At 37.2% G+C, this 15,849-nt stretch carries 20 protein-coding genes; 3 read left to right on the forward strand and 17 right to left on the reverse strand.

The window, feature by feature from the left end; genetic code table 11:
• Window positions 1-2 precede the first annotated feature (2 nt).
• The 6 genes from F0Q01_RS06225 to F0Q01_RS06250 form a co-directional block, all read right to left on the reverse strand.
• Window positions 3-902, reverse strand: a complete 900-nt coding sequence (locus F0Q01_RS06225) for a carbohydrate ABC transporter permease (RefSeq protein ID WP_090154892.1) — start codon at window positions 900-902, stop codon at window positions 3-5.
• A gap of 12 nt (window positions 903-914) precedes the next feature.
• Window positions 915-1,832, reverse strand: a complete 918-nt coding sequence (locus F0Q01_RS06230) for an ABC transporter permease (RefSeq protein WP_090154890.1) — start codon at window positions 1,830-1,832, stop codon at window positions 915-917.
• 117 nt (window positions 1,833-1,949) lie between these two features.
• Window positions 1,950-3,620 (reverse strand): extracellular solute-binding protein, encoded by a 1,671-nt coding sequence (locus tag F0Q01_RS06235; protein WP_090487370.1) that lies wholly within the window; start codon window positions 3,618-3,620, stop codon window positions 1,950-1,952.
• Window positions 3,621-3,758: 138 nt separating this feature from the next.
• Window positions 3,759-5,342: a response regulator gene (locus F0Q01_RS06240; RefSeq protein ID WP_090487373.1), complete on the reverse strand. Its 1,584-nt coding sequence runs from the start codon at window positions 5,340-5,342 to the stop codon at window positions 3,759-3,761.
• Complete coding sequence (locus tag F0Q01_RS06245; RefSeq protein WP_090487377.1) at window positions 5,317-6,948, reverse strand: sensor histidine kinase; 1,632 nt, start codon at window positions 6,946-6,948, stop codon at window positions 5,317-5,319. Before F0Q01_RS06245 ends, F0Q01_RS06240 begins: the two co-directional genes overlap by 26 nt.
• Window positions 6,945-7,568 (reverse strand): YesL family protein, encoded by a 624-nt coding sequence (locus F0Q01_RS06250; protein ID WP_090487380.1) that lies wholly within the window; start codon window positions 7,566-7,568, stop codon window positions 6,945-6,947. Before F0Q01_RS06250 ends, F0Q01_RS06245 begins: the two co-directional genes overlap by 4 nt.
• A gap of 562 nt (window positions 7,569-8,130) precedes the next feature.
• On the opposite strand from F0Q01_RS06250, the gene F0Q01_RS13925 reads away from it, so the two are divergent.
• From F0Q01_RS13925 to F0Q01_RS06265, 3 genes are read left to right on the forward strand one after another with little or no spacing between them, the layout of a single operon-like run.
• Window positions 8,131-8,685 (forward strand): CPBP family intramembrane glutamic endopeptidase, encoded by a 555-nt coding sequence (locus tag F0Q01_RS13925; protein ID WP_242941834.1) that lies wholly within the window; start codon window positions 8,131-8,133, stop codon window positions 8,683-8,685.
• Window positions 8,642-9,076 (forward strand): LytTR family DNA-binding domain-containing protein, encoded by a 435-nt coding sequence (locus F0Q01_RS06260; RefSeq protein WP_163927170.1) that lies wholly within the window; start codon window positions 8,642-8,644, stop codon window positions 9,074-9,076. Before F0Q01_RS13925 ends, F0Q01_RS06260 begins: the two co-directional genes overlap by 44 nt.
• Window positions 9,076-9,459 carry a hypothetical protein gene (locus F0Q01_RS06265; protein WP_090487383.1) on the forward strand — a complete coding sequence of 128 codons (384 nt, stop codon included), beginning with the start codon at window positions 9,076-9,078 and terminating at the stop codon, window positions 9,457-9,459. Before F0Q01_RS06260 ends, F0Q01_RS06265 begins: the two co-directional genes overlap by 1 nt.
• Window positions 9,460-9,605: 146 nt before the next feature.
• Here F0Q01_RS06265 and F0Q01_RS06270 read toward each other — a convergent pair whose 3' ends face one another.
• From F0Q01_RS06270 to F0Q01_RS06320, 11 genes are all read right to left on the reverse strand, one after another.
• Window positions 9,606-10,037 carry a flavodoxin gene (locus tag F0Q01_RS06270; protein ID WP_090154872.1) on the reverse strand — a complete coding sequence of 144 codons (432 nt, stop codon included), beginning with the start codon at window positions 10,035-10,037 and terminating at the stop codon, window positions 9,606-9,608.
• 24 nt (window positions 10,038-10,061) lie between these two features.
• Complete coding sequence (locus F0Q01_RS06275) at window positions 10,062-10,670, reverse strand: DUF3793 family protein (RefSeq protein WP_090487386.1); 609 nt, start codon at window positions 10,668-10,670, stop codon at window positions 10,062-10,064.
• Between the two features lie 261 nt (window positions 10,671-10,931).
• Window positions 10,932-11,720 carry a class I SAM-dependent methyltransferase gene (locus tag F0Q01_RS06280; RefSeq protein ID WP_090487388.1) on the reverse strand — a complete coding sequence of 263 codons (789 nt, stop codon included), beginning with the start codon at window positions 11,718-11,720 and terminating at the stop codon, window positions 10,932-10,934.
• 38 nt (window positions 11,721-11,758) lie between these two features.
• The gene (locus tag F0Q01_RS06285; protein WP_090487392.1) at window positions 11,759-12,142 is read right to left on the reverse strand and encodes a VOC family protein; all 384 of its coding nucleotides are present in this window, start codon (window positions 12,140-12,142) and stop codon (window positions 11,759-11,761) included.
• Window positions 12,143-12,181: 39 nt separating this feature from the next.
• Window positions 12,182-12,370 carry a hypothetical protein gene (locus F0Q01_RS06290; RefSeq protein ID WP_090487396.1) on the reverse strand — a complete coding sequence of 63 codons (189 nt, stop codon included), beginning with the start codon at window positions 12,368-12,370 and terminating at the stop codon, window positions 12,182-12,184.
• 19 nt (window positions 12,371-12,389) lie between these two features.
• The gene (locus F0Q01_RS06295) at window positions 12,390-12,938 is read right to left on the reverse strand and encodes a putative ABC transporter permease (RefSeq protein ID WP_163927172.1); all 549 of its coding nucleotides are present in this window, start codon (window positions 12,936-12,938) and stop codon (window positions 12,390-12,392) included.
• A gap of 43 nt (window positions 12,939-12,981) precedes the next feature.
• Window positions 12,982-13,443, reverse strand: coding sequence for an HD domain-containing protein (locus F0Q01_RS06300; RefSeq protein ID WP_090487402.1), 462 nt, complete (start codon window positions 13,441-13,443; stop codon window positions 12,982-12,984).
• A gap of 20 nt (window positions 13,444-13,463) precedes the next feature.
• Window positions 13,464-13,904: a DUF5680 domain-containing protein gene (locus tag F0Q01_RS06305; protein WP_090487405.1), complete on the reverse strand. Its 441-nt coding sequence runs from the start codon at window positions 13,902-13,904 to the stop codon at window positions 13,464-13,466.
• A 45-nt stretch (window positions 13,905-13,949) separates the two neighbouring features.
• Window positions 13,950-14,759 (reverse strand): GNAT family N-acetyltransferase, encoded by an 810-nt coding sequence (locus tag F0Q01_RS06310; RefSeq protein WP_177209272.1) that lies wholly within the window; start codon window positions 14,757-14,759, stop codon window positions 13,950-13,952.
• Window positions 14,760-14,792: 33 nt separating this feature from the next.
• A complete protein-coding gene (locus F0Q01_RS06315) occupies window positions 14,793-15,647 on the reverse strand; it encodes an SDR family oxidoreductase (protein ID WP_090487407.1) in 855 nt (284 codons plus the stop codon).
• Between the two features lie 19 nt (window positions 15,648-15,666).
• Window positions 15,667-15,837: a chorismate--pyruvate lyase gene (locus tag F0Q01_RS06320; RefSeq protein WP_090154854.1), complete on the reverse strand. Its 171-nt coding sequence runs from the start codon at window positions 15,835-15,837 to the stop codon at window positions 15,667-15,669.
• Window positions 15,838-15,849: the final 12 nt, after the last annotated feature.

Consider the following 15,849-nt stretch of genomic DNA (forward strand, 5'->3'; position numbering starts at 1 on the left):
TATTACTCCTTAACACCACCAAGGGTGAGTCCTGTTACAAAGTATTTCTGTAAAAATGGATAAATACAAACTATAGGGAGCATAGTAACAATTGTCGCTGCTGCTCTAATAGATGTAGGTGTAATAGAACCTTCCGAATTTTTCATAGCCTCAGCTGAGGAGCTTTGATTTGAAACTGATGAAAGAAGCTTCATCAATTCGTACTGCAATGTTGTATACTGTGTTGACATTCTGTTGTAAAGCATTGCATCAAACCAAGAGTTCCACTGAAAGACAGCTACGAAGAGTGCCACTGTTGCATAAACAGGCTTGCAAAGCGGTGATATTATTTTTAGGAAGATTGTTGTGTAACCTGCTCCATCCAACTGGGCAGACTCTTCCAAGCTATCAGGTATGCCCCTCATGTAGGTCCTTATTACTAGCATGTTAAAAGCAGATATCATTCCTGGAATTACATATACAGCAAAACTGTTTGTAAGTCCTAAAGATTTATAGAGGAGAAAGGTCGGAATTAATCCACCATTAACATACATTGTTATAACCCAAAATAGTGATACTGATTTTGCGAAAATAAAATTCTTTCTACTTACGATAAATGCCAAAATTGCATTTGTAACAAGCGCAAGTAATGTTCCAATTATTGTTCGCAAAACTGTAATATAAGCACCTGTAATCAAATTATCCTTCTGTAAAACAGTAGTATAATTTTTCAGAGTAAATACTCTAGGCCATAGATATATTCCGCCTCTAAGGGCGTCTGTTCCTTCGTTAAAAGAAATAGCAAGTGTATTTAAAACCGGATATAAAGTAACTATTACAAAGGCTATCATAAAAATGCCATTGCAAATTCTAAATGCTAAATCAGCGCCGGAAATTTTTTTACGTCTTCTCTTCTGTTCCATTCCTTTGCCTCCTTAGAATAATCTTTCTTCGCCATGTCTTTTAGCGATATTGTTAAATACTAAAATCAATCCAATACTTACCACACTCTTGAAGATACCAGCTGCTGTACCTAAAGAATAGTCAGCCTGACTAATACCCCATTTAAGTACATAGATATCAATTGTCTGTGATACCTTTTGAACAAGTCCATTACCCAGCAAGTACTGAATTTCAAAACCTGCATTTAAGATATTTCCTACATTCATAAGAAGTAGAATCATAATAGTAGGCTTGATTCCTGGAAGTGTAACATGCTTAATTTTTGCCCATCTTCCAGCTCCATCTATAGCAGCAGCTTCATAAAGTGATGGATCAATAGAAGTAATCGCTGCTAAATATATAATTGCATTCCAACCAGTTTCCTTCCAAACATTTGCGAAGGCAACTATAGGCCAGAAATATCCTTCATGTGCAAAAAAATCAATAGGTTTGCTTATAATATGAAAATTCATTAACAATTCATTTATAATTCCAGAACCAGAAAGTGCATCATGTAAAATACCAGTAACAATAATCCATGATAAGAAATGAGGCAAATAAGATATTGTCTGAACTACCTTTTTGCTGCCTTTTGTTTTTATTTCATTTAAAAGAATCGCAAATAGGATTGCCATAACAAAGGTACAAACCAAGTTGATAATACCCATTGCGAAAGTGTTTCTAATTACACGAATAAAGCTCTCATCTTCAAATAAAAACTTAAATTTATCTAATCCAATAAACTCTGATTTAAAAACTCCAAGCACTGGCTTATAATTCTGAAACGCCATTAACCACCCTACAAGTGGCACATAGTAGAAAATAAATCCGTATAAACAAATAATGGCAGCCCATACGATTAGAACTCTTTGATGCTTGAATTCAATTTTACTTAATTTTTTGGTTTTCATGATTTAAACTCCCATCTTTTATAGCTAAAAATCCTTATTTTAGGCTATAAATAGGTATAATAATGGCGGGCACAAAAGGATTATGCCCGCCATGGGTTTTATAACCTATTACACCTTTTATTGATATTTAGCTGCCATTTCTACTCTTCGCTCAAGCTCTGTCTGCATTTCAGAGAGGAAGTCCTCAGGCTTGCACTCGTTATATACCTTCATATAGTCTTCCCAGCCTGCCTCAAAATTCTCAGCCATAACTACCTTAGGAAGATACTCATGCTTAACCTCACCAATCTTGTTCCAAGCTACACCACCTGGTGTTGATGTTGTAAGAGTCTGAGAGTATGAATACATTGGGTACCAAGGACCTGGTGCTGGAGATGTACCAAGCATCTCAACATAAGTCTTAACACCATATGCATCGAAGCACTTCTTTAAATTATCTGAAAGTCCATCATAGAATTCATTTTCCTGATTCTCTGGCTTCATCGCATTCTTTCCATCCTGGCTTGTACCATTGAACTGTGGGAAGTATGAATAGAAGCAAAGGTGAGCAGCCTTGTAAGAAGAATCTGCACAATTTGTTCTCATCTCAGGTGTTCTATAATATAAGCCATCATCGCCTACTTCATAATCAACACCTTCAACACCCCAGAATCTAAGATCATGAACATCCTGAGCAAGCAAATCATTTACAAACTGTAAAGCACCCTCTACGTCAGGACAGCTTGTTGTAATTGCAAGACCTGAAGAAGCATTGAATGCTCCACCTGAGTTGTGCCACTGGTTTGTCATGCCCTCTTCGATAGTGATTGGAAGTGGAACATACTCGCAGCCCTGCTTATCAAGACCTGCTGACTTGATAGCATCTCCTGCTGTATTGTAGAAATCCCACCACTGATCAATCATACCAAGTACACGACCAGTAGAAAGCTTAGCAATATACTCATCATATGTCTGAGTAAATGACTCCTGATCTACGATGCCCTTCTTGTACTCCTCATTAAGCTTCTCAAAATACTTCTTAGCTGTTGGAGTTGTATTGTAGTCAATTACTGTAAGTGTTTCAGGATCAACAATTACTGAACCATCATTTGGATATCCATCAAGGAACTGTGGAGCATTCTCCAAGCAGAAATATCTCCAGTCATCACAAAGAATTGTGTAAGGGATATTTGCTGTGCCATCCTCCATTGTTGGATTTGCCTCATTGTAAGATTCAATCAAATCAAAATACTGATCCATTGTATGAACTTCTGGATATCCTGCCCACTCTAATACTCTTGTCTGAATCCAGAAAGCCTCGTCATTGTGCTGACAAACTCTTTCCTCTCCATTAATCTTAGAGAACTGTGGAATCCAGTAAATATGTCCATCGCTCTGACGGAGCATATCCCATTCCTGATCAGTAAAGTAATTTCTGATATTTGGATAATCATCATAGTACTCATCAATTGGAATAAGAGCACCAGCTTCATAAAGCTGAACTGAACTATTTCCACCGTCGATAAAGTCTGGATACTCGCCACCGGCAATAAATGTACCAACTGCTTCCTCAGCAGACTGACCTGTAAGCCATGACTCTTTTACCTTGCAGCCTGTCTTTTCTGCAATGAGACCTTGGATCTCATTGTCATTATTAATCTCGTTTCCTGGAACAGCAAAAAAGGCGGTAAACTCCTTAATACCGTCTGCATTAACTGCACCGCCGCCACCTGCTGATTTGCCACATCCGGCAAACATAGATGAAAGCATGCCAGTGATTAATAAAGCACTAACTAATTTTTTCTTCATACAAAACCCTCCTGTTATAATCGGGAGCCCTCTCCCTTACCTATGTCAATATTGTATTTTTAATCTTCAAACAAAACATCCGATAAACTATAGAAAAAAAGGGGAGAAATTTTATATTTTCTCCCCGAATTTTTATATTTATCCAATATTTTTCTTGTATTTTGTAGGTGTACAGCCCTTTGCCTCAATAAATTTATTTACAAAGTAATCTGCATCCTTGTAACCTACTGATTCTGCTATCTCATATACCTTCATATCAGTTTTTCTAAGCAATTTTGCAGCCGCCTCAATTCGGGTTCGGTTTAAATAGTCTTTAAAAGAACAGCCACATTTTTTTCTAAATAACTGACCTAGATAAGCAGAATTAACATAATATTTTTCGCTCAAATCCTTAAGTGTTAAGTTGGACGAATAATTCTTTTTTATCTCGTCTTCTATTTTTACTAAGACACTACATGATACGTTTTTACGAAGCTGACACAGGTACTCACTGTAGGCATATGCCATCCTGCAAAGATGAGTCTTACTGCTTCGACTAATGTCTTCTTCAGAGGTACTCTCCGATATAATTCGAAGAATCTCCTCCTGATTTACCTCACTATCTAGCTCGCTTGCCAGATGAATAAGTTGGAACAACAGATAGTTAACATTCAAATCGATTGTAGAGCCTGTCACTCCCATCTTTTGCATTTCTTCGTAAAAATCATCTACGCATTTACGAATATTAACATGCTCTCCTGTTTCAATTGCATTTATTAACATATCAAGCTGCTTTTTACATATTACAAGTCCAGCTTCATTCACCTTATATTCTTCTTCATAAAAATAAATGTCTTTTTTAGCTCTAAATCCCTGAAGAGAACGAAGCATATTTGCTGTGCCGTAAGATTTTGAAACATTTCTGATTCCAGACACCATCTTTCCCACCAGCATGGTGATAGATAAATTGGTGTTAGAAACAATATAGTTATAAAAGCCCCTCAGGTAGTCCTCCCTGGTCGACTTAATCTTTTGCGCCATAAAGCTACTATATACAAAGCCTATATCATATATCTGGCTATTATCAGAGACATCTCGAATGCAATACATGGCATCCTGCTTCAGATAATCAATCACTGCCTGATATATCTTATCAAGTCGCGTTCTCTTATCCTCGTCAGCGCACTCCTCTAGGCAGCCACTATCATTTAACTGTATTTCCACATAGCATTTTTCATCATCCACAGGGACTTTATCTTCTATGTACTCCAGGTCGTTTACGTCATATTTTCCGCTGAGCAAATGCATCAATGTGCGCTCCATCAATGCCTTTTCTCTCTTGATACCATTTTTCTCCTTAGATGTTTTTTGTTGCGCCAAATCTGTAATTTTCTTTAACAGGGATTTCAGTTGGTCCTTTTCAACAGGCTTTAAAATATAGTCCGTACAATGGTAATGAAGCGCCTGTCTGGCATACTCAAACTCTGCATATCCACTTAAAATAATAAAGTAGGTATCCAGGTTTAATTCCTCCCGGATTTTTTTCAACAACTCAATTCCTGTCATTACAGGCATTTTAATATCTGCAATTATTAAATCTACAGAATTTGACTGTAAATACTCGTATGCTTCCTCACCATTTGAGGCAGTATGAACTTCAAATCCTGCCTTGTCCCAATCAATAAGAAGCTGTAACCCCTGCAAAATAAACGGTTCGTCATCTACCAACAATGCTTTTAACAACCCTATTCCCCCTTGACTTTACATACTTAACTGGAATACAAATCTGTACTAGCGTTCCAGTACCTACCTCCGAATCTAAATCAAATAACACCTCATCATCTGAAATCATTTTCAATCTAAGACAGGCATTTACAATCCCCACTCTGCCTGAATCTTTCAGTGTGCTAATACTAGATGAACGCATCTTATTTAAAAGGTCCAATCTAATGCTCTCATCGATACCATTTCCTGTATCCTCAACCTCCATGATGAGTGTATCTCTGTCAATATAACTTCTAACAAATATCCACCCAGGTGCTATCTTGCTTTCAATGCCATGAACACATGCATTCTCCACAAATGTAACCAATGACAGCTTTGGTATAAATAAGTTTTTGCATTCATCAGCAACATCTATTTCAAATGAAAGCCTGTCTCCAAATCTATATTTCTGTAACCGTAAATACGAATCGACAAACTCTATCTCTTTTTCGATTGTGATACTGTCCTCGCTCCACTCAGTGTACTGTCGCTGAAGCTTAGCCAAATGTCCCACCATTTCTGAAGTTTCATTTTCCTGCTTAATCAGTGCATGCATCCTTATGCTTTCTAATGCATTGAACAAGAAATGTGGATTAATCTGGCTATGAAGTGCCAGTAGCTCTGCATTTTTCTTTGCCATAACATTTTCCTGCTCTTTAAGCTTGGCCTGATAAGCAGCATATATTATTCCTGCAACGAAAAATGGCAAAATGATATTTACAACAGCAAGAAGTAAAAACTGATACCATCTCGCCCTCATTACACTGATAATATCCTTATTGTTATTTACAATTTCAATGTATAGAGTCTGACCATAGACTTCCACCTGATCCACATAGGATGGATTAAGACCTGCCTTTAAACTGTACTTCTTGTTGACGTTACTGTATTTTCCATTTGTCAAAAGAATTCTTTTATCATCGCAAATATATGCAGGATTTCCGTAGTTCAGATTGGCAATATCATTGTTGCACTTGCTGTAATCTATCGTGATAACAACAAAATTGTCAGGATCTTTTCCGTAGTAATTTAGCCGTTGATAATAATAAATTTTTCTCTGATCATTCCCCTCAGGTGTCATGCGACTTCCAAAAACAAGGCCCTTATTTAGGTCTGTTTTTTTCATCCACTTATACCAATCCATGTCATAAGCCTGATCTATTTTCTGAAACTCAGCACCATTTGTAATAGTGTCATTGTCTATATAGAAAGTAAATGTAAGGCCTGACTGGCTCTCAACCATCTGCAAAAGTGTGTTGTCAAAAAAACTTTTTCTGGAATTATAAAAGTCCAAATTGGATGTATATTCCTTAGTCAAAAAATTGTCCACATACATGCTGGTGTATATGGCATTGCCAAGCTTGGCCGCCTGATCTACCTGATTAAAAAAGGTATAATGAATGGCATTAGCTTGGTTCTCTAGCAAATGTTCCTGAGCTGTCTTCTCATACCTGTATGCACTAGATACAAACATGCCGTCCACTAAAAGCATTGGCAAAATAATAAATAAAGTGTAAAAGATAAAGAGCTTTTTTGTGCTGGCACGGTTTATTATTTTTCCAAATAAAGAACTAATTAGATTCATTGTTCGCTGTCCTTATATAACATCTCCAACTGCCCGTTAAATTCTTTGCTTATGTAGTACAAGGTCACTGTAGTTGCAAAAAGCCATATTGCAAGCCCCCACTGTATATACCACGCGCAAATTAAATATGGCAAAAACACAAAAATAGCTATCAAAACCATCCTAGGAAGATTCACAAGTGCCATCAAAATAGATGCTTTAAACAGTTCCTTTAAAGTCACCTTGAATCTGGCTTCAAATACAAACATGCAATAGCAGCTAGCCCAGACAACAAAGCTGATAATGCCAAGCATGACTTTTAATGGAAATGGCATACTCTGGCCTTTGCCGTAAAGTACGTTGTACCAATCAAACACCAGGATTACTCCTAGCACAAGAAATACTAGCCATGCGGCTGTAACCTGAGAAAAGTTTTCCCTAAATGACTTGAAATAACTTTTTACTGCGCTTGGTTCTTCCCCTCTGGCAATTTTCATTGATGTATAAAATTTTGCAGTATGGGCTGCACCCATTGTGATTATAGGTATAGATAAAAATAGAGTGAGCAGATTGATGATTATATAATCTGTAACCTTCCCCAAAAACTCCATCAATTCACTATCTGGACTGAAAATTCCCATAGCATACTACCTCCCACTTTATCCTAAGGATAAAAAAAATTCCCTCTCATATCTACCGACAAAATTTAAATATTAACAGGAAAAAGTATGGCATCTCCCATGGTTGCTCTAGAAAATTTGTATCTTGGTATAGCTATTTTGCATCTTGGTAGTAGAGCTCTTGATGACATATTTTTCCTATGATAACTTCGAGAAAACAGACATTCAAAAAAAGAAACGAGGTAGAAAAATGAACCACAAAACAATTAAAAACCCCTTATTTATGGTATTTACCCTTTACATTTTTTACTATCTATTACACATTCTTGAATATTTTGTTCTAAGAACAGACCAAACCTGGGTTGGCGAAGCTATCATTCACAAGCTGCTGGGCATCATTATAATGGCAATAATAGCCTGCAAGCTAAGGATTTCAAAAAATGAAATCGGATTTAAAAACGGTAAACATTTACTATATATTTTACTAGGTTTAGCTTTTGGGTTGGGCGTATTTTTTATCGCATATGGGGCTGAATTTTTACTTTCACTAAATAGTGGAAATTTTAAATCATTGGAATTGTATGTGAGTGCCTATGCAATCGATTCAAATATTGGCAATAGAACTGAACTAATCTTCTTTTTGATTTGCATCATTGGAAATATAGTCAACGTAATTATGGAGGAAGGAAATTTCAGAGGACTTTTTCTTAGAATTCTCGAGACTAAATATTCATTTGTAAAGTCCACTGTTATTTCTGCTATCCTATTTGGATTTTGGCATGTTGCCGGGCCTATTAGAAACTATGTTGATGGAAGACAAAGCCTTAGAGGAATGATTATAACCTCACTTTTTATGCTTGTGGTAAGTGCACTGGTTGGTTTAAAATTTACTATGTTGACAAGGATTACTGGAAGCCTATATATGTCTATGAGCGACCATTTTGTCAACAATACCATCGTTAATATTTTACACGTTGTTACAAATACCGGTGCCGATGAGCTGATGACAGTACGAGTTTGCATTGCACAGACTGTCTCTTTCCTGTTGGTACTCATATGGTATTTCATGTGGAGCCGACAAAATGCAACTTACAATGAAAAACAGACAGGATATCGAGAATCCTGCAGTTACAATTGAGTATCGCGAACTGACAGAAAATGTTAAAAGAGTCTGCGACTTTGTCCGCGGAATTGACAAGACCATCCTCTGCAAAAAGGAAGGACAGTCCTACTCTATTTTTGCAGGTGATATCTATTACATAGAAAGTGTGGACAAGAAGACTTTTATATACGACAAATCAGATGTCTATCAGACTAATCTTCGTCTAATCGAATTAGATGAAATGCTTTCTAACGTTGGGTTTGTAAGAGTTAGCAAATCAACTATCCTCAATGTAGAAACACTTTCTAGCGTTAAGAATCTAGCCAACTCAAAGCTTGAAGCGGTGCTTACAAACGGTGAGCGAATCTGTGTAAGCAGAAAGTATCTCAAGGACATTAGAGAAGTGCTTATAAGGAGGAACCGATAATGCGAAAAAATATCCTTAATATATTTGCCATGACCGGAGTCACATTGGTTGTACTTTCTCTTGTGGCCCTTTGCTACAAGGCTTCTTTCCTCTGTCTTGATACAGTTTTCCAAGCACTAGGCGTTAATGCACTTATCTATTTTGGAGTATATATCATTAACAAATTTGAGATACCATATTTTCTTTTGGAAACCACAATAAAACTTATTTATTCAATTGGGCTCATACTGGTCTTTGGAATGATTTTTGGTTGGTATAGTAGTCTTTCAGTTACAGTTTTAACAGTCATGTCACTGGCCATACTTTTGATATGCACATTTCTTGATACCTTAAGCATCAATGGTGAGATAAACGAAATCAATCAATTGATACAGGATAAATAGATTTTCTAATTGAGAAGCTGTTATAGCTTCTCTTTTTTTGCAAAAAAATTCCTCCAGGCACTGGCATACCTGGAGGCTGTAAAAGGAGTCTAATAACTTCCCTAAGAAACCCGGTTAGAAACTCAGGGAAAGGAAATAAGCTTTTATTAAATTGCAGCTAATGCTCTACCAAGCTCTTTGCAAGCTTCCTCAGCTGCTCCATCTGGAGCTTCCTGGCAGATAACGCCTTCGCCGCCAACTACTGTTGCGCCTGCTGCTGTCATACGATCAACCCAGTCGCGCATCCACTGTCCGTCTCCCCAACCATAAGAGCCGAAAAGACCGATTGTTTTACCTGAAACAAAACCTTCCAAATCTGTTACGAAAGGCTCCATCTCACCTTCTTCAAGAACCTCAGCTCCCATTGCTGGGCAACCAAGTGCGAATGCCTTTGCATTCTTTAACTCATCTATTGAAGCATCGCCAACGTAAACAACATTTGCCTCTCCACCAGCTGCTGTAACACCAGCACCTACTGCATTGGCCATGCTCTCTGTATTACCTGACTGTGACCAAAAAACTACATTTACTTTACTCATGACATGTTTCTCCTTTGTCTTTGTTTAGCTTGCTAATGATGCACGGGACTGTTCACTAATAATCTGATTTAATGTAAATCCCTTTGAAAGCATGCAAACCATATCATCTTTTGTTTCGTCGAAAAGTTCAAACAGCTGCTTTGTCCTATTAGCGTCCCCGTAAACCTTCCAGTAACCAGCTATTAAGAACCCATCGCCTTCATTTTCGATGAAGCCCTTTACATCACACATTGGGTATCCCAAAAATGCGCCCATCTCGTGTGGAAAATTCTTTCTGCTTTTTACGAAATCCTCATATCTCCTTTGGAATGTCTTAAGACAAGCACCAAAGCAATCAACGTCGTACTCATAAGAAGCAAGAAAACTTTTGACCTCATCTGATTTCAAGTAGCTTATAAGCATATCCCTCTTGAATACAAGAAACACAACTCTGTGCCTATCGTACACTAACCGATACCCCACTAAACCGGTGTGACGTAGTATCACTCTAGCCTGCTCTTCTAAGTCCTTTGGGAGAATAAGAAGATTGGATGTCTTAAGTCCCGCTAGTGTAGGTGCACACTGTAGTACAATCTGAAGTTCAACCTTGCGCCTATCCATGGAACAAACTATCTCAAATACTTCTTCGCTCATAATCTACTCTCGTCATTTTTATTTCGTTAGCTCTTACTAACTGTTGTTATAATAATCTAACATCAGTTGCAAGTCAACAACTTTTTTTCTTTTGAGAAATCATATCAACAAGCCCTCTTGTTTTTCTTTTTTTGAGTGTGAATAGTTACTATTCACAGTAACTCTACCGCATTCATAATGGAAGTCTTTCAGACTTCTATCTCAGTGCTAACGCACTTAACAAAAAAAGAGCTACCGCATTTTGCGATAACTCTTTGACTACTATTTCACTTGTAATTCTGCATAGGAAATATAATGCTTAACATTGAATTTTTCAGGGGCATTATTTTGAAGCATTTCCATATGCTCCTTATCCCAAAGAGGGAGTTTTTTCTCATCCATAGATGCACCCACACCGCGGCAAGCTCGCATTCTCCCATGCCAGCCTTCTCTCGTAAATGGCACATCTACTCTGAATTCTTCTCTTTTTACTAAATCAAAATATGAATGCAATTCCTCTGGTACAAAAACTGGTTGCACCTTATCACCGCAGCCTGTCCATGCAGGATTATATTTTAATATTATCTCCTCACTTTTTCCTGCTATCTCATCCTCATATGGAAGCCATCCCATATATAAAATCAAGAGCTTGCCACCTGGCTTCAGCATCTTGGCAAAATTTTCAGGAAACACTTTTGCATTGAGATACCATATGCATTGGCACACTGTAATAACATCAAATGTCTCTGGAGAATACTCTACTTCCTCTGCTGGACAAGCATAAAATTCAATATCCATATTATGCTCTGCTGCAAGCAGCTTCGCCTGCTCTATCTGATTCTCAGAAATATCTGTTCCAGTCCACTTTGCACCATATTTGTACATGTTCCTCGGCAGCACGCCCGTACCTGTACCTATATCAAGTACACGCTGTCCATCCTTGCACAATCCCAAATCCAATATGCACTTATAAAATGCCTCCGGATAAATATCCCTATATTTGGCATAGTCTTTTGACGTATTTCCCCAATCAAAAGGCCGCCCCGCATCAATATCATTGAGCTTGATCATCCTTCACCTCATACTTGTACGCTTCTGCTGCGCAGGTCCTAAACTGTGATTTCTATCTGATTGCCTTCAATGCCTACAATACAGCTTTCATAGTAGCCATCTCCAGTTGTTCTTGGTCCGCTTACTACTTCATAGCCATCTTCCTTGAAACGTGCTGTAAGACTATCTACCGCCTCAGCACTTCCCAGCGAAAATGCAATATGAATATAACCAGTTCTATTAAGAGTTTTCTCTGCTTCTTCCATCTGAGGCTTCTGCATAATCTCAAGTCTTGCCCCATCATCAAAGCTTATAAAAAATGATCTAAAATCAGTATTTTTATTATGATAGCCATCATTTGATTTGCCATCTAAATACTTTACAAAAAAATCTCTAGCCCCCTCCAAGTCATTTACATACATTGCAATGTGTTCAATTTTCATTATTCTAGCCCTCTCTTCATTTACTATAAGCGCCTATGTTTATTGGTCTAAATCCTCTGGCCATTTATCGCCCACATCTAGACCATTTTCCACAAGCCACTGATCTTCCACTGTTACATAAGATTCATTTCCTAACTCATCCACTAGTGTTACTGATACTGTCGGCTTATTCTTTGTACTTTCCTCACAACCAAAAACCCCATCAAAAATATGCTTTATTACTTTCATCTTTGACCTCTATTTATATTTAGATATTGCTTCCAAGCCATATTCTGCTTATAAGATCTATCATAAACAATACCGTAAATACGATAAAAAATGTATTATGAATTTTAGAGGATCTATACTTATTTTGCAATTTAATTATTGCTGGCTGAATCAGACAAATTGCCACCCATATCATAAGTCCAAACATCAAATCTGGAACCAGCGCAATTCGCCCCTGAAAATTCATAAAATATCCTGTGTAATCCCACATAGGAGTGCCTATTGTAGCATCAATAATATAGCTTGCCACAAGCTCCGCCACTGTGGCCACAACTGTTCCTACTATAAATACCCAAAGTGGCTTCTTTACTCTAAGAATCTTGAATATTCCAAGTATTATAAAAAATCCAAATCCATATATTGGCAACCACGGTCCAAATAGAAATCCTCTATTAATAAATCCTCTATGGTGATATATCATACAGCACCACACTGATTCATATACCCATCCTAGAAAGCAATATAGTAGGAAATATTCCATATAATCGCGAAATACATTCCATAGTTTTATTTTCTTATCATTATTCATTTCTCTCCCCTTTTCATACAACACTTTCTTCATTTAAAACGCTTTAGTTTAGTCCTAATTCTTTGCATAGGTTATCGTATCTTTGCTGCTCTTTTTCCTTCACCGGCTTTGATGAGTCTTTAAAACAATGATCAATAACATCTGCATCTTTTAACAATTCATCCATCGGTGAGTCAACCACCAGTTTATCATCATGATGATATATAGCAGAGCATATTATATCTGTCTCTTCCTCTTTTGTTATGTTAAGCTTGCCTAGAACATCCCTAGCCAAATCCGCTCCTAGATGCGCATGGTCATCATATGAACCACTTTTGTATGCATGCATATCATGAAGCATGGCTGCCATAGCTGCCAGTTCTTCATTCATCCCACGCTTTTTTGCTAGTATTGTAGCCGCAAGGGACACACCATAAAGATGTGCAGTTGCACTCACCCTCTTATCTTCTGCCAGCATCAAAAGTTCATTATCCACATACTCTCTTAATGTTTTTAATCTACTCATAGCCCTCACCAATCTCTAAGTTATTCCACAAGTCCACCGTGGAAAATACATTCATAGATCTCTTCGCCTTTATATGAAATAGTTTCTCGTCCATTAAACCACTTATAATCTCCATCGATTTTGCAATCATAAGTGTAGTCACCGTTAGTATATTTCTCCGGCCCTCTAAAAGGTTTATCCTCAGGAACTAAAAGCAGTGCCTCCTTCAAAAAATCTCCACTGAAATTATCCCCAGTTACTATTCCAATATAATTCATACTCCAATATGGAATATCCTTAATCCAGAGAGCTTCCTCACCGGCGAATTTCCCTGTACCGAGATAGGTATCATAATACATATAATCGCCATCTCTATAAATCAAATCATGGGATTTCTCACGAGATGATGTTGTCTCTGCCCCCTTGCCTGCATATGTAGCCTTCTTCGCCCTAATTAAAAACTCCACCAATTCTTTATCCATTTTTAGACTCCTCCTTGTTGCCTACAATCTTTTCTATTTATATTTTTATAGCTCGACTACAACTGATTCTCCTTTGGAACAATCTCCATTAAGCCATTGCCATTTTTCATGTAATTCAATTTTTCCATTATCTTTTATAGTTGGAACACTATGGCATTTTCCAGCTCGAATCTCGTCATCCAAGTTCAGATGCTCGTAATAGAAATCAAGCTCTCCTGCTGCATCAACTTTTCCAACCATAAAACCAGTCTTCACTTCCCCGCCAGAATATTCAGCAGAAAAATCTGTTCCACTTTGGTGATAGATAAACACTGTATTACCATCAACCTCACCATTTTCAGTATTGATCAATGGCACAAATTTTTTCCCATTGTAATCTATCCTTGTCTCATTCTTAGACAGTGCCTTTTCCATTACTTCATACACAAGAATCACGTCGTTTTCCACTGGATATTTGCAGTGTTCAATTGTTTCATATCCACGGCTTGAATATAAGTGACTTGCTGGCAAAGATGCATCCAAAACTGCTGACGAATAATTCAATGAAATATTCTTTTCCAAACAATCCATAATGTATGAACCATACCCCTTTTTCTGATAGGCCGGTTCAATGTATACTCTAGTAATATGATTATCCTTATAGCAGCCAGTTCCAACACACTTTCCATCTACCTGAAGAATCCCAACTAGCTCATCCTCAATATCTTTTAAAATGTTTTCTTTGCTATGTAAATCACTAAAAAAATCTACAACTTCTTTAGGATAATACTTAGGGTATGTACTTCGAATTGAAGATTGAACAATGTCATAAACTCTCTGTAAATCCCCAGTTGTTGCAGATAAATACTCTTTCAATTACATTTCCTCCAGTCCGTCATTTTGATGTTTTTATACCTTGTCTTTGTCCTTTTGTACCAATTCCTCACTGAGCTCAAACAATCTTCTTGCTAACTCCATATCCTTTGAGCGCTTTGAAGACAATGCAATCTTACATTTATAAAAATATTCTCCTGAAATATTTTCAACAGAATCATCCGTTGCAAGGAAAATTGCTGTACGCGCCCCCTCGGCAGGTGTTTGAAAAAATGGTTTTAGTAAACTTGTAATAGTCTTTCCAAATCCAGTGTTTCTATCTATTCCAATATTAGTCGCAACTGCACCTGGATGACAGCAGTTTACTGTGATTTTCCTATCCTTCAAACGATTTGCCAGCTCCCTTGTAAAAAGTACATTTGCAAGTTTGCTTTGAGAATATGCCTTTATAACGTTGTATCTCTTTTCTAAATTGATATCTTCAAAATGAATATTTCCAACCTTATGAGCACCTGATGCAACATTGACGATTCTCGCCCCTTCATGCATCATATCAATCAACTTAGTAGTCAGTAAAAAATGCCCCAGATGATTGATACCAAATTGTTTTTCAAATCCTTCTTTTGTAATTTGTCTATCTAGAGAAATAAATCCAGCGTTGTTTACTAAAATATCAATTTTCTCATATTTTTCTTTTATTGCTTCTACGAATGAATTGATTGATGAAAAATCCTCCAAGTCACAGAGCATTAGCTCTATCTTGCGATTTTTATTTAACATCAACTTTTCAAAGGCCTCTTTGCCCCGCTTCTCATTTCTGCAAAGCATAATCACATTCGCGCCTTCGTCACTTAATGCCTCTACCGTAGCCATACCCATTCCCGAATTTGCTCCAGTTACTATGGCTATTTTACCGTCTAATTTTTCCATATTATTTCTATAAAAACGCTTATACAATAAAATATTGCATTAACTCGTACTTCAGATTAGTTCCTTCTTCTATATCAGCTGGAAGTAGTGCCCTAGCCACAAGTTTTAACTCGTCTGAATCAATATCTGTTCTTTTTAAATTCGCATAATCCCCGTCAATAGATACGACAGTGTAGTACCAAGTTTCCATATTCTTCTCCTT

Origin of the sequence: Pseudobutyrivibrio xylanivorans (assembly GCF_010906925.1) — a bacterium.
Taxonomy (GTDB): domain Bacteria; phylum Bacillota; class Clostridia; order Lachnospirales; family Lachnospiraceae; genus Pseudobutyrivibrio.

Bases quoted from the DNA above. Each gene is read 5' to 3' on its own strand.
- F0Q01_RS06250 (WP_090487380.1), bottom strand. From the start codon at position 7,568: ATGGGAATTTTCAGTCCAGATAGTGAATTGATGGAGTTTTTGGGGAAG.
- F0Q01_RS06315 (WP_090487407.1), bottom strand. From the start codon at position 15,647: ATGGAAAAATTAGACGGTAAAATAGCCATAGTAACTGGAGCAAATTCG.
- F0Q01_RS06230 (WP_090154890.1), bottom strand. From the start codon at position 1,832: ATGAAAACCAAAAAATTAAGTAAAATTGAATTCAAGCATCAAAGAGTT.
- F0Q01_RS06305 (WP_090487405.1), bottom strand. From the start codon at position 13,904: ATGGATAAAGAATTGGTGGAGTTTTTAATTAGGGCGAAGAAGGCTACA.
- F0Q01_RS06235 (WP_090487370.1), bottom strand. From the start codon at position 3,620: ATGAAGAAAAAATTAGTTAGTGCTTTATTAATCACTGGCATGCTTTCA.
- F0Q01_RS06245 (WP_090487377.1), bottom strand. From the start codon at position 6,948: ATGAATCTAATTAGTTCTTTATTTGGAAAAATAATAAACCGTGCCAGC.
- F0Q01_RS06225 (WP_090154892.1), bottom strand. From the start codon at position 902: ATGGAACAGAAGAGAAGACGTAAAAAAATTTCCGGCGCTGATTTAGCA.
- F0Q01_RS06320 (WP_090154854.1), bottom strand. From the start codon at position 15,837: ATGGAAACTTGGTACTACACTGTCGTATCTATTGACGGGGATTATGCG.
- F0Q01_RS06270 (WP_090154872.1), bottom strand. From the start codon at position 10,037: ATGAGTAAAGTAAATGTAGTTTTTTGGTCACAGTCAGGTAATACAGAG.
- F0Q01_RS06275 (WP_090487386.1), bottom strand. From the start codon at position 10,670: ATGAGCGAAGAAGTATTTGAGATAGTTTGTTCCATGGATAGGCGCAAG.
- F0Q01_RS06285 (WP_090487392.1), bottom strand. From the start codon at position 12,142: ATGAAAATTGAACACATTGCAATGTATGTAAATGACTTGGAGGGGGCT.
- F0Q01_RS06265 (WP_090487383.1), top strand. From the start codon at position 9,076: ATGCGAAAAAATATCCTTAATATATTTGCCATGACCGGAGTCACATTG.
- F0Q01_RS06295 (WP_163927172.1), bottom strand. From the start codon at position 12,938: ATGAATAATGATAAGAAAATAAAACTATGGAATGTATTTCGCGATTAT.
- F0Q01_RS06300 (WP_090487402.1), bottom strand. From the start codon at position 13,443: ATGAGTAGATTAAAAACATTAAGAGAGTATGTGGATAATGAACTTTTG.
- F0Q01_RS06260 (WP_163927170.1), top strand. From the start codon at position 8,642: ATGAAAAACAGACAGGATATCGAGAATCCTGCAGTTACAATTGAGTAT.
- F0Q01_RS06290 (WP_090487396.1), bottom strand. From the start codon at position 12,370: ATGAAAGTAATAAAGCATATTTTTGATGGGGTTTTTGGTTGTGAGGAA.
- F0Q01_RS06280 (WP_090487388.1), bottom strand. From the start codon at position 11,720: ATGATCAAGCTCAATGATATTGATGCGGGGCGGCCTTTTGATTGGGGA.